Below are 20950 nucleotides of genomic sequence, written 5' to 3'. Positions count from 1 at the left end.
ATTTCCCCTGTTGAAGAACCACTTGCCGGATACGAAATGGGCAGCGGGCAGCAAAAGCTAAGTAAAGATGCATCATGTCGCCCGCTACTCGTCCTTGGCCCGCCATTCACGCCATCGCAGCACTGCGTTTGCGCCGATCTGACTTAGGGGCCAAGGCGGGAGGCGCTTTGGTTCGGCTTCCACAGCAAAATGGCTGGTGATTGCGCTGGTAACACCGCAGGCAAGCTCTGCCGCCCCAATTCCGGTAAGTGTGCCGCGCGCTGTGCCCAAGCCGTTCTGCACACAACCCGAAAACACCCCATCATCAAGTTCACGCATGACTGCGACGCCATTGATACTGAGGCAAAGATGACCCGCCCACTTATATTGCATCGGCAGTCCCGCCAACGCCGGAAACCGTTGATCGAACTTATGCTGCATGACCCTTGCGGCGCGGTCCATGTCGGAACGTTTTGGGATGGCCGAAGTGCGCAGCGTGGCGCAGGTACGGGTGATGATGCGGTTGCCGCCCTGACCCGTGTCTATCCGGCGGACCGTTGTGCCCATCGGGTCGGATGGGGTAATGCCCCAGCGTGATACACCGCCGATACGGGCCAATGCCTCGTCATCAAGCTCGGGGGTCATCACTGCATAAAAGAACAGTTGCATCAGCCGTCCCCGCGCAAAGCCGAAGCTTTCAAGATGGCCGTTTACCGTCAGGATGATGCGGGGCGTTGTGATGGTTCCAGAAGGCGTTTTTACCAGCCAATCTTTGCCCTGACGGGTGAAACCAGTGACCGGAGTATTCTCAAAAAGATCAACACCCTCACGGACAAGACCCGCTGCCATTCCGCGAATATATCCCGCAGGCTGCAGCATAACCATACCCGGGGTGTAAAGCCCGGAATGGTAATGGCGCGATCCGGTCATTTCGAACATCTGCTGGCGGTCAAGCATCTGGCTGGCTTCGCCAAGCGACGCGAGATGATGCGCATAACTGCGGTTGTGTGCTTCGGCTGTCGCGCTGGCGGCACCGTTCACCTTGCCGGCGGGATCGAAATAGTTGGCATCAATGCCGTAATCTTCGACTGCGGACCGGGCAAAGGTAATTGCCTGACGGTTCAATGCAATCATCTCCGTCTCGTCGCCAGCGCCTGCATAGTCTTCTGACGTCAGTTCGTGGGGTAGATCGATCATGAAGCCGGAATTGCGTCCGGCAGCACCTTGCGCGATCCGCCCGGCCTCAAGCACCGCAATCCGCGCGCGCGGTTGCAATTGCGTCAGGCGACGTGCGGCGGCAAGTCCGGCAAACCCGCCACCGACGACGACAAAATCCGCCGTACCGTCGTTCTCGAGCGGTCGGGCCACAGGCTGCGGCCCAAGGATATCATTCCAGGCTGCCGGCCCCATCTGAACCGGCAAGCGTCTTGCGACGTGCCGGGTCAATCCAAACCCGTGTCAGTATCGTCAATCAAATCGACCCAGATTGTCTTGATCTGGGTGTATTGATCATGCGCGTGGATACCGTTGTCGCGCCCCCCAAATCCGCTTGATTTATAGCCGCCGAAAGGGGTCGTAATGTCACCTTCACCAAAGCTGTTCACAGTTACAGTTCCCGCCCGGATCATGCGCGCGCCACGCAGCGCCCTTTTGACGTTCCCCGAAAAGATTGAGGCCGCCAAACCATAGGGTGTGTCATTTGCCAGCGCGATGGCTTCGTCAAAGCTTTGCACCGTCAGAACCGACAGGATAGGGCCGAAGATTTCTTCCTGAACCTGCGAAGCCGCCCTGTTGGTGATGTCGAGAACGGTCGGTTCCACAAAACCATCTTGGGCTTTGCCGCCGATCAACACCTTTGCATCCGTCTCAAGATAGGCGCGCACCTTGTCGAAATGCGCCGCACTGACCAACGTCCCGACACGGTTGGCAGGATCAAGCGGTTCGCCCATCGGCCATTCACGGATATGCGCGGCGATACGGGCCAAGAGCGTGTCTTTGACACCCTTCTGCACGATCAGTCGGGATGTAGCCGAACAGTTCTCTCCCATGTTCCAGAATGCACCATTCACGATATGCGCCGCCACCTGATCCAGGTTTTCGGCATCATCCAGCACCACCGCGGGGTTTTTGCCCCCCATCTCAAGGGTAACTTCCTTGAGGTTCGATTTTGCCGCATAGCCCAGGAACCGTCGCCCCGTTTCTGTAGATCCGGTAAAGGACACCATGTCGACGTCCATGTGACGGCCCAGGGGTTCACCAACATCGGGACCATCGCCGGGAACGACATTGAACACGCCAGACGGCACGCCGGCATCCAAGGCCAGTTCGGCAAGGCGCAGCGCCGTCAGCGAGGTTTCCTCGGCTGGTTTCACGATCACCGAGCAACCGGATGCAAGAGCAGGGCCGATTTTCCATGCCAGCATCAACATCGGGAAGTTCCACGGAAGCACAAGTCCGACGACGCCAACAGGTTCGCGCACCACCATGGCGATATGATCGTCTGATGCGGGTGCCATCTGGTCGTAGATCTTGTCGATCAGCTCCGCGTGCCAGGTCAGACAGTGGATGGTTTCGGGCACATCCACAGCTTCGCAGTCATAGATCGTCTTGCCACTGTCGAGGCTTTCCATGACCGCCAGTTCGCGGGCGTTGCGTTTTATAAGCTTGGCAAAGCGGATCAGCACTTCCTTGCGCGCGGACGGGTGCTGGCGGGACCAACGGCCATCCTCGAATGCCTCTCGGGCCTTTTCAACGGCCAGATCAACATCTTCGGCACCGCAGGCCGCGACCTTGGCCAGAACATCGCCGGTCGCTGGATTGATCGTGTCGAAGGTTTTACCGGAAATCGCGGGACGGAAGCTGCCGCCGACAAAAGCCTGGGTAGGCAGCGAAATCCCCGCCGCGATGGCTTTGTATTCCTCGGTGGTAAGAAGATCGCTCATGCGTGTGCCCCCGCTTCGATTTCGGCGATGGTTCGTTTGAGAACCCTAACAACTTGTTCCAATTGTCTTTTGTCGTCCTTGTTCAGCGCCCTAAGAGGGGGACGCGGCGGACCGGCATGATGGCCTGACATCTCGTAGCCGTGTTTGACGCATTGGATGAACTTGCCGCCCTGTTCGAGCACCCGCATCAACGGCATCATCGCTGACATGATACGGCGGCCCTTGGTGAAATCACCTTCAACCGCGCAGGCCCGCCAAAGGGCGATATGTTCGGCCGGAAGGAAATTCGATCCGGCGCAGACCCAACTGCGCGCGCCCCAGGCAAAAAATTCCAGCGCTTGGTCATCCATCCCGCACGACATCTGAATATGCGGATAATGCCGTGCCAGCAGATGCACGCGGTTGATGTCACCCGAGCTTTCCTTGATCGCACAGATGTTGCGGCTGCGCCCGACCCGGTCAAGAAATTCGGCCCCCATGTCGATGCCCATCCGTCCCGGATAGTTGTACAGCATGATCGGCAAATCAGCAGCGCGGTCGATGGCCAGGACATTCAGGGCATTTTCCTGTTCGGTCGGTACCGAATAGGGCGGCGATCCGACAAGGATCGCATCCGCCCCGATCTTTGCTGCGGTTTCGGCCATCTGGATGGAATCTTCCAGCCGGATCGCGACGGTTCCGACAATCAGCGGCACGCGGTTGCCGATCACCTCTTTGGCCAATGCCGCCATTTCCATACGCTCTTCCATCGATTGCGCATAGTATTCACCAGTGGACCCGCCGTTGATCAGACCCTACACGCCAGCCCCGATCAGATATTCGATCATCGCGGCAAAGGCGTCACGGTCGATGCTGCCGTCGTCACGATGCGGAGTGATGACGGGGGTATATATGCCCTCGAACTTCATGAGATTCCTCTCTCGGTCAGGGTGCCGGGCGCTTGACCAAGCGGAATCTGCATGCCTGCAGGGGTGATGAAACTTTCGATCTGGCTTCGCGACAATTCCCAATGCGCAACCGCCAGCGCGGCGGCCCCGTCAGCATCGCCCGCTTCGATCAGCGCGATGATCTGGTCATGCTGGTCTGCGGCTTCGGTGCGCTGCGCCGCTAGGCCGGTGTTGCGCGGATTGTAAAATGTCATGCCAATCCGGGTGTGATCAATCAGCAGGCGGCGCAAGCTGGGGGCAAGGTATTCGTTATCTGCCATGTCCCCGATGATCGCGTGAAACCGCTGGTTCATCAGCGCGCGCTCGGCTGCATCCCCCCTTTCGGATCGCCGCGCGGAACAGGGTCTGGGCATCCTTCAGCCGCATGATCTGGGCAGCGGTGGCGTGTTCGGCAGCAAGCCGCGTCACGGCGGCATATATCATCGGGGCCGCGACAAAGAAGTTGCGCATCGTCTTGTGGGTCATCGGCGCAACCTGCGCACCGCGGTTATCATGTAGCACCACAAAACCTTCGCCCGCCAATTGCCGCAAAACCTCGCGCAGCGGGGGGCGGGAAATGCTGTAGGCGACAGAGATTTGCGTCTCGTCAAGATAGGCACCGGGTTCGAGATCCTGCGTCAGAATCCGGCGGCGCAGGTCCTCGATACAGACCGATTTCTTTGTGCGTGTTTCATCGCTCATCTGAATTTCCATGGGCTTGGATTCTGCGCGCCTGAAGGCAACCGGATCTGTTCTGACTTACACAAACTTGTATAATACATATTGTCTACACTTGTCATAAGTTGCGTTCGACATGCCTTCACCAGGGCGAAAGTAATACCGAAACAGGGGAAGACGTCGGCAGATCGACACCCGACCACTTCCATGTGCTGTCCGCGCAAGGATTCAGGTTGCTTTGCAAACCGTCCTTGACGAATGACGTTAGAGCGCCCCTCACCCGCGATATCGAAGGGCTTTCGTGAGGACCCTGAATGCGGGCAAAGCCTGTCTTCGGCTGGGATAATAGAGGTGATAGCCAAGGAACGGCGGGCACCAGTCGGTCAGGCACGCCACAAGTTGACCGCTGCTGACATGGTCATCCAGATGATCGCTTGGCAGGCAGGTCAGTCCGACACCGGCAATTGCCGCCGCGATCAAGGATTCGGGGTCATTCGAGATGAACTGGCCTTCCACGCGGACGTTAAGCTCGCGTCCGTCGCGCTCGAACTCCCATGTATATAGACCTCCAAGCGTCGGAAATCGCAAGTTGTTGCAGTCATGGTCGGTGAGATCATGCGGGGTCTGGGGTGTACCGCAGCGCGCAAAATAATCGGGGCTGCCGACCACAATCATGCGTATATCGGGACCGATCCGCACCGCGATCATGTCCTTTTCAACCTCCTCGCCCAAACGGACACCCGCATCAAATCCGTCGCGTACGATATCGACCATGCGTTGATCGACTTCCACTTCGACGCTTAGATTGGCGTGCGCCTTCATCAGTGAGGATACCGCAGGCAGGATCAGTTTTTGCGCTGCCCATCTGGGGGCATTGATGCGGATCGTGCCGCTCGGCTCGGACCGCAGCGCATCAAGTTGGGTAAGCCGTTCTTCAATACCATTGAACGCAGGCCTCAGGGTCTCGATCAATTGCTCCCCGATATCCGTCGGGGCCACATTCCGCGTGGTGCGCGTAAGAAGACGCATGTCCAGCCGCTCTTCCAGTCGCCGCACCACGTGGCTAAGCGCACTTTGAGACGTACCAAGCCGGGCAGCGGCGCGGGTAAAGCTGCGTTCTTCTGCAACGGCCAGAAACGCCATCAGGTCGGAAAGATCATCGCGGCGAAGTGTCATCACGGCTCCATTCATGAAATATGGATATAAACGCTATAACCCTTTCTTATCTTATCGAGAATAGTTTGCGGCTCTATCTCCTGATCCGAAAGATGCGCCACCGTGCATCAGAAAGGATTTGAGATGAAACATATCCCAGCAACCAACAGCCCCTCTGCGACAGGTCCCGAGGCCACTTTTACGGGGCAGGTCCGTATCGATGGGTTGTTCACCATGCCGGCACCCGCACAGGGCGCAGCGGGCATAGTAACCTTCGACCCGAGCGCACGCACGGCATGGCACACCCACCCCAAAGGCCAGCTTTTGCTGGTCCTGTCAGGCGTAGGCTGGATGCAGGTCGATGGCCAACCCCGCCAGACCATTCGCGCAGGCGACACCGTATGGTTCGAGCCGAACGAGAAACACTGGCACGGTGCCTCGGCGGACAAGGCCATGAGCCACGTCGCCGTCCAGGAAGCTGAAAACGGCTCTCCCGTGGACTGGATGGAACATGTGTCCGACGCCGATTATCTTGGCGGGGCGGGCCAGAGTGACTGACCGCGCGCCCTCCCGTCCCGGTGCTGTTCTGGCCCTGATCCTGACGGCATATCTGATGATCGCTCTTGACCTGTCGATCATTTTTACCGGCCTTCCGGAGATCGGAGAGACGATGGGCCTTGATCCCGTCGCGCTTTCCTGGGTGCATAACACTTACCTCCTGAGCTTTGGAGGTATCCTCCTTCTGGCGGCGCGTCTTGGCGATCTGGTTGGGCGCAGACGGATGCTACGAACAGGTATCGCGTTCTTTACTGTGGCGTCGGTGTGGCGGTCTCACCCTTAGCGCTGATTGGTGCGCGCGCCGTGCAGGGGGTGGGGGCCGCGATCCTTGCCCCTTCCGTACTGTCGATCCTTGCGGCCACCTTTGCCGAAGGAGATGACCGATCCCGGGCTCTTGCATGGTATTCAATGGTCGCCGGGGCCGGGGCCAGCCTTGGGTTGGTCTTGGGCGGTATCTTCGCCGGGCTTCTGAGCTGGCGCATCGGATTCTTGATAAATGTGCCGATCGGCATCGTTCTGTGGCTTTTGGCAGGCCGCGTGATCCCCGAAAGCACGCGGCAAACCGCGCCGCTTGATCTGTTTGGCGCGATCACATCAACGCTGGGCATGGTCGCGCTGGTCTATGGCATCGTGCGCTCTGCGGATCACGGCTGGGATGACGCGGGCACGCTTGCCTCTCTCGCTTGCGCAGGTCTGCTGCTCCTGGCGTTCATTCGCTACGAAGCCACTGCCAAGGCCCCCCTTTTGCCCCTCAGCCTGTTCCGGGATGCCACGCGCAGTTCGGCCTATGTCAGCAGAATGTTGTTCATCGGACCCGCCGTGGCGTTTTTCTATTTCGGCACCCAGTTGATGCAGGACGTGCTTGGCTACACCCCGGTGCAGGCCGGATTGGGGTTTCTGCCCATGACTGTCGTGACCTTTATGGTGGCGCTGGCCCTCCCGCGCATCACGGCCCGGACCGGCAGCGCACCGGTACTGGCCGTCGCCTTTCTGGCGATGGCGGCAGGACTGTTCTGGCTGGCATCCGCAGGCCCGCAGGCCAGTTACTGGTCTGACCTTGCACTGCCGATGGCGGTGATTGGAGTTGGCAACGGCGGCGCGCTTGCCCCGCTCACCAGCTTTGGCGTCTACCGCGTGCCCGAAAAGGACCACGGCGCGGCTTCCGGCCTCGTCAACGTAGCGCACCAACTTGGTGGATCGATCGGCCTTGGCATCTTTGTCGTGGTATTTGCAGCTGCGGCCACGCCCACGTCTCCGACTGGCTCGCTACCCCAGCAGATCGGTGCCGTGTTCTACAGCGCAAGCTTCTTATGCGCCATCGGTCTTGTCCTGACGCTGCTCTTTATCCAACCCGCCGAACGCCGCGCGCGCTCGGCGCTCTCCTCCTCCACTCCCTGAAAGGAAACCCCAATGAAAGCGACAGTGATGCATGGTCCCGGCGACGTCCGTTTCGAGACCGTCGATGACCCGAAAATTCTCAAACCGACCGACGCGATCATTCAACTCTCGGCCACCTGTATCTGCGGCTCGGATCTTTGGCCCTACCGCAGCGCAGCCCCCTTTGATGCGCCCATGCACATGGGGCACGAATACTGCGGCATCGTGATCGAGGTCGGCCCTGACGTGAAAACCGTCCGTCCCGGTCAGTTTGTCGTCGGTTCCTTCGTGCTTTCCGACAACACCTGTCCGCATTGCCAGTTCGGTTTCCCGTCGTCCTGCGAGCAGCGCGAATTCATGACTGGCGCGCAGGCTCCCTTTGCCCGCGTTCCCCTGGCTGACGGCACCTTGCTTGCCACACAAGACATGCCGACCGCAGAACAGATCCCGCATATGCTGGCTGTCTCGGATGTGCTTGGAACGGGGTACTATGCTGCCGAAGCGGCCGGCGTGAAAGAAGGGTCGACGGCGGTGGTCGTGGGCGACGGTGCCGTGGGCCTGATGGGCGTGCTGTCCGCGAAACTGCGCGGGGCCGAACGCATCATCGCCATGTCACGCCACCCCGCGCGTCAGAAGCTCGCCCTGGAATACGGCGCGACCCATATCGTCGAGACCCGCGGTGATGAGGGCATCAGCGAAGTGCTCGAGATCACGAATGGCATCGGCGCGGATGCAGTGCTGGAATGCGTCGGCCTGCAACAGTCGATGGATCAGGCGATGGGCGTGTGTCGCCCGGGTGGATCGGTCGGCTTTGTCGGCGTACCGCACGAAGTGACGTTTACGGGAGAGGGCCTGTTTTTTCAGCAGAAACGGCTGTTTGGCGGACCCGCCCCTGTGCGGCGCTACCTGCCCGACCTGATGGACCGGGTTCTGAAAGCCGAGATCGAGCCCGGCAAAGTCTTTGATCTTGAACTGCCGCTTGATCAAGTCGCTGAAGGCTACAGGGCGATGGACGAACGGCGCGCGATCAAGACCCTGCTTCGGGTCTGAACGCCAATGCACTCACCGGATCAACCCGGTGAGTGCAGCCGGCAATCCGTATTTCAGCAGATCAACCGGTTTCGTTCCTGCGTCCTTGTTGGTTTTTACGCGTTCAAGAGCGGGAAAAAGATACGCGCCAACCATAGGCCGAACCTGCATCTCAAGAATGGTCCCTTTCAACTTTCGCTGCGACTTTCAGTGGCGCTTGCGGACTGTATGACATTTTCAACAGGCTCTATTGGATCTAGGGCGGGCTGTAGACGCCGCCGGTCCCATGTGACTCCACTGCGCACAACCCGCGCGGGCGTACCGACAACCAGCGAAAAGGCTGGAATGGTGCCCAGGACCATCGCGCGACTGCCTACGATCACGTCCTGACCGATCCGCGCGCCCTTCATGACCCGCACCCCTTGTGCAAGCCAGACGTGGTCGCCGATCAAAATATCGCGTGGCATGTTCAACCGTTCACCGGTTTCCCTGTCCAGGATCGAGTGCATATCGCTTACGTCCATCGCGATGTCACCCGACAGCATGCAATCCTCTCCCAGCGTGATCATGCCAGCTTCGTGCAGGGTGATGTGGGCACCCATCATCGTCGTATGCCTGCCGATACGAATGTGGCTGTTCACGGCGCGACACCGCAGCGTGCCCGTCAAATTGCAGTTCGACCCGATGGTGATCGAACTATCATGATTGCGCAGTTCGATCATCCCGCCGCCCAGAACCGTATCAGCGCCGATTGTCAGATGGTTATTGCGGCCATGCACACAGATTTGAAATCCGCGCCCGGCAGCGACGGTTGGATCGATATCGATCTGGTTGTTCACACCAAGGTCAGCGACCTCAATCGGGTTCATCCCATCCTTTGGCATCCATGCCCCCCCTTTGGCAGGGAAGAAACCCGTGAATGGACCAATTTAACGCCTCCTTAAGCACATGCGTGCTGATCTGAAATTCAATCTAAAGAACTTAGAATCGAAATGACTTATTTTGTATAAACAGCTCACCGCTCTTTTTGCCCGCTACGCTGCCGCGCATTTGAAAGCGCGCGGAAAGCCGCAAGGGATTATTGCCGCCGATGGCCAGATGGTCGGCGCAATTGACGTCGTGTCGCTGTCCAACGGGCATATCCGCGTGGCCGGTTGGACCTTGGCAGAGACTGTCGTTTTGCACATGAACGGGATCAAGGCGACCACCAAGGCGGACTTGCGCCGCAGTGACGTCGCACAGGCGCATGGCCTTGATCCGGACCTGGGGTTTGACCTTGTCCTTCCTCTTGGGCCCGTTGGCTTGCGCGAAATGTCACGTTTTGGCGTTGAATTCCATGATGCCAAGAGCCCGGCCAGAACGATTGCCATGCCTTTGCCGCTGACGAATATCCGGCATGTCCAGCTTCGGATCATCTTGCGGTTTCTCCTTTCGATGCTGATCTTCCTGCCTGCCTGTATGGGGTGGCTGATCACGCGCAATCCACGGTATCGTGCCCGGATCAAACAGGGCCTGCAGCTTACCGCATTGCCCCAAGCGCAAGAGCTCGATCCCGATCTTTTCCGGCTGACTTCAGACTTGGAAAAACCGCAAACCGGCATCACGATCGTCATGCCCGTGTTCAATGCTTTTGACCTTTTGCAAGAGGCGCTGACGCGTGTCGTGCAACACACCGATCTTGCCTGGCGGTTGATCCTGATCGAAGATTGTTCGACCGACCTGCGGGTGCGCCCCTTTCTTGAACAGTGGAAAAAACAACATCCCGATACGGTCATTCTGCTGAAAAACGCCGAGAATCTGGGGTTTATCCACTCCGTCAATCGTGGCTTTGAAAAAGCACTGCCTTGGGGCGAACTTGTCGTCTTGATGAATTCCGATGCGCTGGTCCCCGCGGGGTGGGCCAGCCGACTGGTTGCACCGATGATGGCAGAAAAAGACGTCGCCACAGTGACCCCCATGTCGAATGACGCCGAGATTTTTACCGCCCCTCTTGTCTGCGCCCCGCAACCGCTTGACCCGCGACAGGCGGATCAGATCGACGCGACCGCGCGCCGGCTTAATCCACGGGCAGAGCGTGTATCTGCGCCCACGGGCGTCGGGTTTTGCATGGCGATCAATCTGGAATACCTACGCAAACTGCCGCGCCTGGACCCGGCTTTCGGGCGTGGCTATGGCGAAGAGGTCGACTGGTGCCAACGGGCCCGCGCCCTTGGTGGCAGGCACATCTGCGCCACAAACCTATTTGTCGAACACCGCGGCGGTCAAAGCTTTGGTTCAACCGAAAAGAAACAGTTGATCGCGGCAAACAATCGGAAAATCACCAGGCGCTATCCAGCATATGATAGCGAAGTCCAACGGTTCGTAAGCGCAGACCCCCTGCGTTCGACCCGCCTTGCCCTTGCCCTGGCCTGGGTCGGCGCGCAGGAGGCCTATCCGGTTTCGATCTATCTGGCGCACAGCATGGGCGGCGGTGCCGAAGCCTATTTGCAAGACAGGATCGCAAGACGACACCATGCCCTTGGGCGTTCGGCTGTAATCTTGCGGGTGGGCGGGGCAAAACGCTGGCAGATCGAACTTGTGATACCCGATGGCATCATCTGCGGGCGCACCGATGACCTGTCATATATCCACAAGATGCTGTCCCCGATTTCGCGGCGGCGCATCATCTATTCCTGCGGTGTCGGCGACAGCAACCCTGCCACGCTTCCCGCCGCTCTTATTGGCCTCAGCGAAGGGGGCCGACATGCCATCGAAGTGCTATTCCACGACTATTTCGCGATTTCCCCGTCCTATACGCTGCTTGACGATCAGGGCCAATTTGACGGCGTGCCGCATCCGACCCTGAATGATAATCCGGCACATCAGGTGAAGAGAGCCGCCGAAACGGTGACCTTGAAAATGTGGCAAGACCATTGGGGCGGGCTGATCGAGAGTGCGAAGGATGTCGTCGTATTCTCAAGAAACAGCGCCGAGATCGTTGCCCGCGCCTATCCGCAAGCAAGTGAAAAAATCGCGCTGAAACCTCATCAAATCTTGCAGTCTGTGCCCCGCCTGTCATCGGAGCCCGTCCATGCAAGACGCGTGATCGGGGTATTGGGGGATATCGGTCGGCAAAAAGGGGCGGGTCTGATCAATGGCTTGGCCCGATACCTTGAGGCCAACGACATCGGCCTCGCGATTGTGGGTCATTTCGACATGAACTTTCCGATACCGCCCTCCGTCCCGGTGCACGGGGCCTACAAAATCTCGGATCTCACGCAGATCGCGGCGCGCTACGGGGTCACCGATTGGCTTATTCCGTCGATTTGGCCGGAAACGTTTTCCTTCACCACACATGAAGCGCTTGCGACGGGTCTACCTGTTCATGCCTTCGCACTTGGTGCCCAGGGTGACGCCGTCGCCCAAGCTGAAAACGGCTTCACGATCCCCTTCGCCAGAACCGATGATCTTGGCCAAAACCTGCGCGAGCATTTTGCCCTGCACCTCAAACACGCCAAGCGAGCCGCCTGATGCCCCAAATACCAGTCCCGTTGAAATCACTGCGCGCTGCCGGCGTCGAAGTTCTGAACAGGGGCGGATCAACGATAAGCCTCCCGAGACACACCGTCTTGGAAGCGCCTGGCAGCTTGAAGTGGACCCAATATGAACATTCGCTGGAGCTTGGTGCATTTTCCTATCAGGTTTCAGGATACTGCTTTGCTGCGCGCATCGGACGATATTGTTCATTCGGAGAAACGACGCAAATCGGCAGGCAGAACCACCCGACGACCTGGGCGTCGACCAGCCCGGCCTTTTACCTTGGCGACCGGCTGTTTGACCTTGGCGAAACTTTTGATGCGGCAGAGCATTACCATAACTACAAATTCAATTTCACCGGCCCGCCGACAAAAGTAAAGATAACGACCATCGGGAATGATGTCTGGATTGGTCATGGAGCCTATATTGCCGCGGGTGTGACCATTGGCGACGGGGCGATCGTGGGTGCACATGCTGTGGTCACGCGTGATGTGCCGGCTTTTGCGGTGGTTGCGGGAAATCCTGCCGTGATCAAGAAAATGCGCCTTCCGCCCAGCCTGATCACCCCGATGCTGCGCAGTCAGTGGTGGCAGTTCGCACCCTGGCAGATGGATCACCTTGATCCGTCGAATCCCGCTGATTTCTGCAAGGGAATCTACGAGATGATCGGTGACATATCCCCCTATACGCCCGCAAAAATCGACCTGCGGGAGGGGGTGCCGGGATGAAGAAAATCGTCTTTCTGCACATCCCCAAAACGGCAGGACAAACCGTCCATTCGGAACTGTCCCGAATAGTGGGTGCCGAAACCACTTCGCCCGTGCGCGTGCACACGCAGGCCCCAAGCGATGGGCAGTTTCCCGCAGGCTATCGCCTTTATTCGGGGCATTTGGACTGGGACAGGTTGGATGATATTGGCGACAATCGCTTTGTGTTCACTATTTTGCGGGATCCATTCGAAAGGATTGCGTCCTTTTATTTCTACCTGCATCACAAATCCTTGGCCTTGTCGGAAAGCGATCTGACCCTTCCCGAAAACACGGGCCTAAGTAAAATCCGACATTGTTCAGCCGACGATTATTTTTTTGGCGGAACCAAGGACTGGCAACGCTTTGTTCTGGACCACTACGACAATTTTTACTGCACTTATTTCGCGACCCGAAAAATTCGCGGTGCTGCCGAATTGGTCACGCTTTCCTCATCAGAAATCCTCAACCAAGCCTATGCCGGCGCTCGGGTGGTGGATCGCATTTATGGCATCGAAAACCTGAACGCCCTAGAGGATGATCTGCATCAGCTCACAGGTCAAAAAGCTGCCCTGACCAGCACCCGCATTAACGCAGGACCCGGTTCAAGACACACCAAACGATGGCCATCATTGCTTGAGCGGTTTGAAAGCGACGGCAATCGTCAAAGACTTGCAGATTTTGCCGCTTTGGATGTCGAGCTGATAGCTAACCTGGTTAAAAACGGCCTGATGCCATGAGCCGTCGATCACAGCCCGCCCATCCAGCCCATCGCCCGCAGTGCCAGATCACCAGACGCGCTTTGCCGATAAACGCCGATAGACTGGGGGGGGGCGCGCAGAATTGGCGTTGCCTGCGAGCGCCAATCGACAAAGTCGAACAGCAACCGTCGGCTAGACCTGTTCAGAACCGGAGCGAGCTCGTTCAGCATGGCGACATTCCGGTCTACCCACTCCACATAGATGCGCCGCAGCAACAACATTGCGCGATGCAAGACATTGATACGCCGGGCACCCAAGATGTTGTTTTCGTGTTGGCGGTAAAAAACCCCCGGCTTTGCGTCATGGATCACATCAAACCCTGCGCCGGTCACCATCTGGTACACCCACCAATCATGAAACGGCACATTGGCCTGAACCGAAAAACCAACCGTGCTGCGCAAGAAATCCGTGATCCTTGGCGGAATGACGATCGTGTTCCCGTTCAGCACATTTTGTACAAGCGCGTTGCCAAATTCGAACGGCCTTTGATACCGCGGCGACATGCCAATCACATTCAGCTGGCTGTCGGTATACACGCTCCGACTGGCATAGATTTGCGCCCCCGTGCCGCGCCAGATCATATCGACGGCCCGGCCCAGTTTGTGCGGCATCCAGATGTCATCCTGATCGGCGAAAGCAACCCACGCGCCGTCCAGACCGGGGTGTGCCAACAACGACATGAAGTTCTGCGCGCACCCTTTTCGCGGCCCTTGAAGCAATCGGATATCGCGCCGCGGGTGGGCCGCGATGAAACGTTCGATCTCGGGCACTGTCTGATCCGTCGACCCGTCATCACTTATCCAAAGGCTCCAGTCCTTGTGAGTTTGCGTCAGGATCGATTGCAGTTGCGCAGAGAGGAAGGCACCACCGTCTTTGGTACACATCAAAATATGAACATGAGGCAGCATAGGTTTTTCACCAGTACGGATCAGGATGATTACGCGATGCACAAGACCACAGCCCGCTTAACATTCAGTGATCGGGGATAGGACATGGCGCGCACGACCTCGCTTCACAAATTGCCTCCGCTGGCAGATCAAAAGGTTTTGCATGACAGCCGCAAAGCCTTGAAAATCCGCGAACGAGAAGAGGCGTTGGCCAGGATCGAAGATCAACGCTTGGCCAAGAAACATGCGCTTTTGGCAAAGACCAAGGCGCGGGAGGCGGCGGCAAATGCCCAGCACATCGGCACCCCTTCACCCACACTGAGGCCCGTGGCCCCGCCAGTGCGCCGCGCCCGGATCAAACTGCGTCATCGGATCGTTTTCCTCAGCTTCTTGCTGGGGGTACTGGGTACAAATCTGGCCGCTGCATGGTATCTTTGGGAACGTGCGGCAGACCGCTATGTCTCTGTCGCAGGCTTTTCTGTCAGAACCGAGGAGATAAGTTCGGCTGTCGAGCTTTTGGGCGGCGTTGCAGAGCTGTCCGGCTCCGGTTCATCAGACGAAGATATCCTCTACAAGTTTATTCAAAGCCAAGAGCTGGTCCGCACTGTCGATAACGCCCTCGATCTGCGCAGCCTGTGGGCCAAGGCGGACCCAGACATTGACCCGATCTTCAGCTATGATCCCCCCGGTGCCATCGAAGACCTGACCGACTATTGGGCGCGGATGGTCACCGTTTACAATGACAACAGCACCGGTCTGCTTGAGCTTGAGGTACAAGCATTTGCCCCCCAAGACGCGCAGAACATCGCGCGCATGGTGTATGACGAAAGTTCACGCATGATTAACAGGCTGTCGGATATCGCCCGGGAAGACGCCACAAGACATGCCCGAGAGGAGCTTGAGACCGCCGTTCAACGACTGAAGGTTGCACGCGCCGACGTGACCACGTTTCGCAATAAAAACCAGATTGTGTCACCTGATTCCACATTGCAGATACAGACCGGGCTGCTGTCATCGCTGGAAATGCAATTGGCCGAAACCCTGATCGACCTTGATATGCTGCGCCAGACCAGCACCGAAAAAGACCCAAGGATGAGACAGGCGGAACGCCGACGCGAGGTTATCGAAGCGCGGTTACAACAAGAGCGCGGCAAGCTTGGCATTGGCAGCGCCAGCGGTACCCACGACGACCGGTTTGCCGATCTGGTTGGTGAATTCGAAAGCCTCACGGTGGACCGGCAATTTGCCGAACAATCCTATACCGCGGCACTGGCAGCCTATGATTCCGCTGTGGCAGAATCGCGCCGCCAGACACGGTATCTGGCCGCCCATGTCAGCCCGACGTTGGCAGAAACCTCGATCTATCCGAACCGGCCTGTCACCATGGGGTTGATCGCGCTGTTCAGCTTTCTGATCTGGTCGATTTTGGTCATGATTGGCTATTCGTTAAGAGATCGGCGCTAAGAAAGCGCCATGATCGCTTTACGCAACCTTACCAAAACCTTCCGTCTGCACGGGCGTCGCAAAGTTGTGGCTGATGACATCACTGCGCTGTTTCCCAGCCGGGTGTCCGTTGGTCTGTTGGGGCGCAATGGTGCGGGCAAATCCACTTTGTTGAAAATGATCGCAGGCACCGCCGATCCCACCTCGGGTGACATTCTGTCCGATGGTCAAATCTCTTTTCCCGTCGGGTTTGCCGGATCGTTTCACCCGGATATGACGGGCGCGCAGAACACGCGCTTTGTGGCCCGGATTTACGGGGCAAATACCGACGCGCTTACGGCCTATGTCGATGATTTCGCGGAACTTGGCAGCCATTTCCACCTGCCGATCCGATCCTATTCATCCGGGATGCGGTCGCGTCTGGCATTTGGCGTCTCTATGGGGCTGGCGTTTGACACCTATCTGATCGACGAGATTACAGCCGTTGGCGACGCCTCGTTCAAGCGCAAAAGCAAGCAGGTTTTTACTGATCGCATGTCGCGCGCAGGTTCAATTTTCGTGAGCCATTCCATCGGGATGATCCGCGAAATGTGTACTGCAGGTGCTGTGCTTGAGAACGGCAAGCTCGATTATTTTGACGATATTAACGAAGCGATAGAACGCCACAGCTACAACATGAAAACATGACCCGTCATTTTTCGAAAGACCCCCTGTATGTTTCCGGAAAACGCCAGAATGGTTTTCTGCATCGGTGCCCAAAAGGCGGGTACGACATGGCTTTATCACGCTTTGCGGCAAAGCCCGCATGTTCATTTTTCGCGCAACAAGGAACTGCATTATTTTGATGTGCTGTCTGGAAAGGCGCAGCAAGTGCTGGACCTGCGTATCGGTGCGGCACGCAATCTGTCCCAGCGCCTTGCTGCTGAGACGGGACCGCGCAACAGGGCGACCTTGGGGCATTTGCAGGAAATGACATCGCTTTTGTCGATCTACACCGGCGACGCTGGCGATCATGGGCCATATCTGGACTATCTCTTGGAACACTACCGAAACCAGAAAATTGTCTGCGATATTACTCCGGCCTATGCGATCCTGGACCGCAAAGTCTTTGAAGAAATGGGGCAAATCGGTTCAGCAAAGTTCCTGTTCATCCTTCGGGATCCAATTGACCGGATGTGGTCGCAGATCCGGATGGCCGTGAAAGTCGCCGGCACCCCGCCCGAAAGCTTTCAAGAGGCCTGCGAAACACGGGCCAGGCATTTGATTAACAGCAACCGCTTGAGCAGGATCGAGCGTGCGGATTATCGGCGCACCATGACAGAGCTTGAGGCTGCGATCCCGACCGATAGGATACAGTACCTGTTTTACGAGACCCTGTTTCAGGCTGAGACGATGGCCAAACTCTTCAATTTTCTGGATATCCCTCGGATTGAGATAGAGCCGGAAACTCGCAGCAACCCTGGCCTGACGGCAACCCTGCCTGCCGATCTTCGCACTGCCTTTCGACGCGCTTTTGCCCCCCAATATGACTTCATCGCTGACCGTTTTGGTGGAGCTGTTCCCGCAGGTTGGGCCGGCGACATCATCCCTGCCCTATCCGCGACATGATGGGCCCAACGCGGCATCCAGACACGCGCCCGGCACACCGGATGCGCACGGTCAAAAGACCCGTGCGCTTTGGTACGATGCGGACGTTATCAGCCCTCATTTTACGAGAAATGACCGCCAGCTATGGTCGATCACCGGGGGGGTATCTTTGGGCCTTGGCAGAGCCCGTATTAGGCATTGCGCTATTGTCGGCAATCTTTTCGGTTGGATTTCGCAGCCCATTGCTAGGCACAAATTTCCCGATGTTCTATGCTACCGGCCTTTTGCCGTTCTTGATGTTCAGCGATCTCAGCTCAAAGACAGCGCAGGCAATCAACTATTCCAAACAACTGCTGGCCTATCCGCGGGTCACCTTTGTTGACGCCATTTTGAGCCGCTTTTTTCTGAATTTTTTGACTCAACTTCTTGTTGGTGCAATCGTTCTTGTTGGTATCATTTTGATCTTCGACACCCGAACAACATTTGAAGCCGGAAAAATCTTGTCTGCACTGGCGATGGCCGGGGCCTTGGGGCTGGGCATCGGAACATTCAACTGCTTTTTGATGTCGATGTTCCCGATCTGGCAGCGCGTCTACAGTATCCTGACACGACCGCTTTTACTGGTGTCTGCCGTGATCTTTACGCTGGAAAGCATACCAGAGCCATACCGGAGCTGGCTTTGGTATAATCCGCTTGTTCATATCGTGGGCTTATTGCGCGCCGGATTTTATCACAGCTATGACGCCGCCTATGCCATGCCGATTTACGTTTATTCCATAGCCGCCGGATCTGGGCTGTTGGGTCTATTGTTCCTGCGCAGATATCACCGGGACATCCTGGAGCTTTGAGGGGCAAGTCTGCCATTTCCCCAGGTTTTCACGGTCTATCCCTTTGAAATTATTCATACGAACTCCACATCTCCGTTCAGGACGTTCACTGTCTCCACACCTGAGAGTTCTAAAATATTCCCATTACCAAAATCTAAAGAGATTGACCCGCCAGTGGTCTGGGTCACGTAGGTCGCCAGTTGGCTTACACTGAGTGCCCCGCCACCCCAAAGGGCTGAATCCAATACCAAAGTGTCAATCTCGTTTTGAAAATCGATGATGCGATCCTGACCGGAACCATAGGTAAACCGGTCGACCCCGAACCCGCCAGACAAGACATCATTTCCGCGACCGCCATCGAGGTCATCATGGCCTGCGTTGCCTTTCAGCAGATCGTCGCCGTCGCCGCCTTTCAGGACATCGGACCCATTGTCACCCTGTAGCGTGTCGTCGCCTGATCCTCCGTCAATCGTGTCATTATTGATGCCGCCGGACAGCCGGTCATGGCCAGCTTCGCCCTCAAGAATATCTGCCCCGGCATTGCCAAAAAGTTGGTCGTTTCCGGCACCGCCATACAGGTTATCAGACCCGGCACTGCCCTCGAGCGTGTCTTGATCCGCGCCCCCCCAAAGGCTGTCCGAGTTCAGCCCGCCGACCAGTTTGTCATTGCCGTTGTCGCCATAAAGCCTGTCTGCGCCATTATTCCCGGACAGCACGTCATTTCCGTCCCCGCCGCCGATCGCATCGAAACCATCGCCGCCGACCAGTTTGTCATGGCCGTCGTTTCCCCGCAGCGTATCCCAGCCGATGCCACCCCAGATGGCATCGTCCCCGCGCCCCCCTTCAATCACGTCACTGCCCGCATTGCCGTACGCCGCGTCGTTTCCATCTTCACCGAAGATGGTATCGTCGCCTCCCATGCCCGACAGCACGTCGTTCGCGGCCCGACCTTCGATGATGTCATCCGCGTTGTCCCCTGTCAGCGTATCAGACCCAGGGGTGCCGATCAGGTTCAAGGGCATCGGGACCCCCGGTGCCGTGTCCGTATCGGGCTGGTCCGGCAGCACCCAATCGGGCATGAAACGCGATTGCCCCACCAGTTCAAGCGACGCAATCTGGTCTGCACTAAGGGATTGGCCATTGGCGGTTTTGATGATCAGAGTTTCCGACCCAAAAGACAACTGGGCACCGTCGCTTGTCCCCTGATAGGTGATCTGTGAATTGCTACGCAAAAACGCCCAACCGGACAGATCGATGCTGTCTTGGGTGATATCGAAATCCCCGATCGTATCGACCGCACCATCGCCGCCAAAGATAAATCTGTCTCGCCCAGCGCCGCCGATCAAAAGATCGGACCCGGCCCCATCGGACAGAATATCATCACCCCCATTGCCCGAAAGCGTGTCGTTGCCCGCCCCACCCAGCAGATGATCATCACTGGCATCCCCCGCCAGCACATCCGCACTGTCAGTGCCAGTGGTTGCCGCAACGCGGGCAGAGATATCAACAGTGAACACGCTAAGCCCGGATTCGACGCTCGACGCCACGGCAAGGTGCAAAAAACCATTCTGAACCGTGAGGCTAAGCGCGGAAACGCCATCCAGCGTGGTACCCACACCATCAGCGATCGTCGTCAGATGCGAAAGACGCCCCCCGTCGAACAACTCGAACACAGACACGCCATCATCAGCACCGGCAACGGCCAGATACGCACGTCCGCTGTGGCTGGCGGTCTCCATCACGTGAACGCCATCAAATCGGGTATCCTGCGTATCCATCACATGGTCGGTCAAGACCATTGACCCGTCTGCACCCAATCTGACCACGCTCAGCGTCCCGCTGTCCGAGGATGCTAAAATGCCGAAAGCCTCCCCTCCGAGTTCGACGAAAGCGGTTGCGGTGGGCGTGGCGATGCCAACGCCGTCTGCGGCGGAAATCCTTGATACTTGACGCGGCAGACCGCTCGAATTCAATGACATGCAAATTAGCGCGTCATCAGCCGCGGAAGAGACCAGCAAGAAAGGCTTGCCGCCCACTTGTGCGACTGACATCCCTGTGAATGCCGCCTCGGAAGACGTACCAGCCATGCCGCCTTCGACCAGCGTGACCGAATCGTCGTCGTTCACCCGCCAAACGCCGACCTCGTCAGATCCGCGCGTGATCCCGTATAGAAAGCTTTGGCCATTCACCACGACGGTTTCGGTGGTCAGCATTTGCGACGGCATCGGCGCACCGGTCACGGCGGAAACAGCGCCAAACCGGCCATCCGCCCCCAGCACTATCTTGGTCAGCGCTGCATTCTGCACCCCGGTCAGAAACAGCTCATTATCAACCAGCGTCAGCTTGTTCGTGCTACCGGCCTGCGCCTCGCCGGACATGGCACGGCTGTCCAACAAGGTCAGGCCACCATCCCCCCCGATGCGGTAGGCAAGAAGATCCCCGCCCCCGAACCGGGACGTGGTATAAAGGACTTGGCCCTGAGACGTTTCTGCAACGACCATATCCGTCACACCGGTCAGGAACATGTCTGACCGTCCTG

The 20950-nt window shown here is 57.7% G+C and carries 19 protein-coding genes and 1 pseudogene; 11 read left to right on the top strand and 9 right to left on the bottom strand.

What is annotated here, in order from left to right; genetic code table 11:
- Positions 1 to 84: 84 nt before the first annotated feature.
- From RGAI101_RS12830 to RGAI101_RS12810, 6 genes and pseudogenes are all read right to left on the bottom strand, one after another.
- The gene (locus RGAI101_RS12830; RefSeq protein WP_037228197.1) at positions 85 to 1425 is read right to left on the bottom strand and encodes an NAD(P)/FAD-dependent oxidoreductase; all 1341 of its coding nucleotides are present in this window, start codon (positions 1423 to 1425) and stop codon (positions 85 to 87) included.
- Entirely contained in the window at positions 1422 to 2921 is a 1500-nt protein-coding gene (locus RGAI101_RS12825) for an aldehyde dehydrogenase (RefSeq protein ID WP_008225540.1), read from the bottom strand. The genes RGAI101_RS12830 and RGAI101_RS12825 overlap by 4 nt, the downstream gene beginning before the upstream one ends.
- Positions 2918 to 3829: pseudogene (locus RGAI101_RS12820) on the bottom strand (dihydrodipicolinate synthase family protein). The gene RGAI101_RS12825 and the pseudogene RGAI101_RS12820 overlap by 4 nt, the downstream one beginning before the upstream one ends.
- On the bottom strand, positions 3826 to 4161 hold the full coding sequence (locus RGAI101_RS22435) for an FCD domain-containing protein (protein WP_254655278.1): 336 nt from the start codon (positions 4159 to 4161) through the stop codon (positions 3826 to 3828). Before RGAI101_RS22435 ends, RGAI101_RS12820 begins: the two are co-directional and overlap by 4 nt.
- On the bottom strand, positions 4118 to 4549 hold the full coding sequence (locus RGAI101_RS22430; protein ID WP_254655277.1) for a GntR family transcriptional regulator: 432 nt from the start codon (positions 4547 to 4549) through the stop codon (positions 4118 to 4120). Before RGAI101_RS22430 ends, RGAI101_RS22435 begins: the two co-directional genes overlap by 44 nt.
- A gap of 252 nt (positions 4550 to 4801) precedes the next feature.
- The gene (locus tag RGAI101_RS12810) at positions 4802 to 5701 is read right to left on the bottom strand and encodes a LysR family transcriptional regulator (RefSeq protein ID WP_008225118.1); all 900 of its coding nucleotides are present in this window, start codon (positions 5699 to 5701) and stop codon (positions 4802 to 4804) included.
- Positions 5702 to 5824: 123 nt separating this feature from the next.
- Between RGAI101_RS12810 and RGAI101_RS12805 the strand changes: the two genes are divergently transcribed.
- From RGAI101_RS12805 to RGAI101_RS12795, 4 genes are read left to right on the top strand one after another with little or no spacing between them, the layout of a single operon-like run.
- A complete protein-coding gene (locus RGAI101_RS12805; protein WP_037228195.1) occupies positions 5825 to 6238 on the top strand; it encodes a (R)-mandelonitrile lyase in 414 nt (137 codons plus the stop codon).
- Positions 6231 to 6521 carry an MFS transporter gene (locus tag RGAI101_RS22150; protein WP_008228711.1) on the top strand — a complete coding sequence of 97 codons (291 nt, stop codon included), beginning with the start codon at positions 6231 to 6233 and terminating at the stop codon, positions 6519 to 6521. The genes RGAI101_RS12805 and RGAI101_RS22150 overlap by 8 nt, the downstream gene beginning before the upstream one ends.
- Positions 6503 to 7636: an MFS transporter gene (locus RGAI101_RS12800; RefSeq protein WP_198133698.1), complete on the top strand. Its 1134-nt coding sequence runs from the start codon at positions 6503 to 6505 to the stop codon at positions 7634 to 7636. Before RGAI101_RS22150 ends, RGAI101_RS12800 begins: the two co-directional genes overlap by 19 nt.
- A 12-nt stretch (positions 7637 to 7648) precedes the next feature.
- Positions 7649 to 8665 (top strand): zinc-dependent alcohol dehydrogenase family protein, encoded by a 1017-nt coding sequence (locus RGAI101_RS12795; protein ID WP_008225298.1) that lies wholly within the window; start codon positions 7649 to 7651, stop codon positions 8663 to 8665.
- A 167-nt stretch (positions 8666 to 8832) separates the two neighbouring features.
- Here the strand turns inward: RGAI101_RS12795 and RGAI101_RS12790 are convergent, their stop codons facing one another.
- Positions 8833 to 9528, bottom strand: a complete 696-nt coding sequence (locus tag RGAI101_RS12790; RefSeq protein ID WP_008224943.1) for an acyltransferase — start codon at positions 9526 to 9528, stop codon at positions 8833 to 8835.
- Between the two features lie 118 nt (positions 9529 to 9646).
- Between RGAI101_RS12790 and RGAI101_RS12785 the strand changes: the two genes are divergently transcribed.
- The 3 genes from RGAI101_RS12785 to RGAI101_RS12775 are packed head-to-tail and all read left to right on the top strand — an operon-like array spanning position 9647 to position 13646.
- Positions 9647 to 12154, top strand: a complete 2508-nt coding sequence (locus RGAI101_RS12785) for a glycosyltransferase (protein ID WP_008226418.1) — start codon at positions 9647 to 9649, stop codon at positions 12152 to 12154.
- A complete protein-coding gene (locus RGAI101_RS12780) occupies positions 12154 to 12888 on the top strand; it encodes a CatB-related O-acetyltransferase (RefSeq protein WP_037228192.1) in 735 nt (244 codons plus the stop codon). The genes RGAI101_RS12785 and RGAI101_RS12780 overlap by 1 nt, the downstream gene beginning before the upstream one ends.
- Entirely contained in the window at positions 12885 to 13646 is a 762-nt protein-coding gene (locus tag RGAI101_RS12775; protein WP_008226895.1) for a sulfotransferase family 2 domain-containing protein, read from the top strand. The genes RGAI101_RS12780 and RGAI101_RS12775 overlap by 4 nt, the downstream gene beginning before the upstream one ends.
- Positions 13647 to 13654: 8 nt before the next feature.
- Here the strand turns inward: RGAI101_RS12775 and RGAI101_RS12770 are convergent, their stop codons facing one another.
- Positions 13655 to 14575, bottom strand: a complete 921-nt coding sequence (locus RGAI101_RS12770) for a glycosyltransferase family 2 protein (protein ID WP_008225624.1) — start codon at positions 14573 to 14575, stop codon at positions 13655 to 13657.
- A gap of 84 nt (positions 14576 to 14659) precedes the next feature.
- Here RGAI101_RS12770 and RGAI101_RS12765 point away from each other — a divergent pair, with 84 nt between their 5' ends.
- The 4 genes from RGAI101_RS12765 to RGAI101_RS12750 are packed head-to-tail and all read left to right on the top strand — an operon-like array spanning position 14660 to position 18432.
- Positions 14660 to 16018: a capsule polysaccharide transporter gene (locus RGAI101_RS12765; RefSeq protein WP_008227111.1), complete on the top strand. Its 1359-nt coding sequence runs from the start codon at positions 14660 to 14662 to the stop codon at positions 16016 to 16018.
- A gap of 9 nt (positions 16019 to 16027) precedes the next feature.
- Positions 16028 to 16684, top strand: a complete 657-nt coding sequence (locus tag RGAI101_RS12760) for an ABC transporter ATP-binding protein (RefSeq protein ID WP_008227307.1) — start codon at positions 16028 to 16030, stop codon at positions 16682 to 16684.
- Between the two features lie 27 nt (positions 16685 to 16711).
- Entirely contained in the window at positions 16712 to 17605 is an 894-nt protein-coding gene (locus tag RGAI101_RS12755) for a sulfotransferase (RefSeq protein ID WP_008225480.1), read from the top strand.
- A 41-nt stretch (positions 17606 to 17646) separates the two neighbouring features.
- Positions 17647 to 18432: an ABC transporter permease gene (locus RGAI101_RS12750; protein WP_037229536.1), complete on the top strand. Its 786-nt coding sequence runs from the start codon at positions 17647 to 17649 to the stop codon at positions 18430 to 18432.
- 53 nt (positions 18433 to 18485) lie between these two features.
- On the opposite strand, the gene RGAI101_RS12745 is transcribed toward RGAI101_RS12750, so the two are convergent.
- Positions 18486 to 20936 (bottom strand): calcium-binding protein, encoded by a 2451-nt coding sequence (locus tag RGAI101_RS12745; RefSeq protein ID WP_008225861.1) that lies wholly within the window; start codon positions 20934 to 20936, stop codon positions 18486 to 18488.
- Between the last annotated feature and the right edge of the window lie 14 nt (positions 20937 to 20950).

This window comes from Roseobacter sp. GAI101 (assembly GCF_000156335.1).
Classification (GTDB): Bacteria; Pseudomonadota; Alphaproteobacteria; order Rhodobacterales; family Rhodobacteraceae; genus Sulfitobacter.
This window is presented reverse-complemented; position numbering and strand designations above follow the sequence as displayed.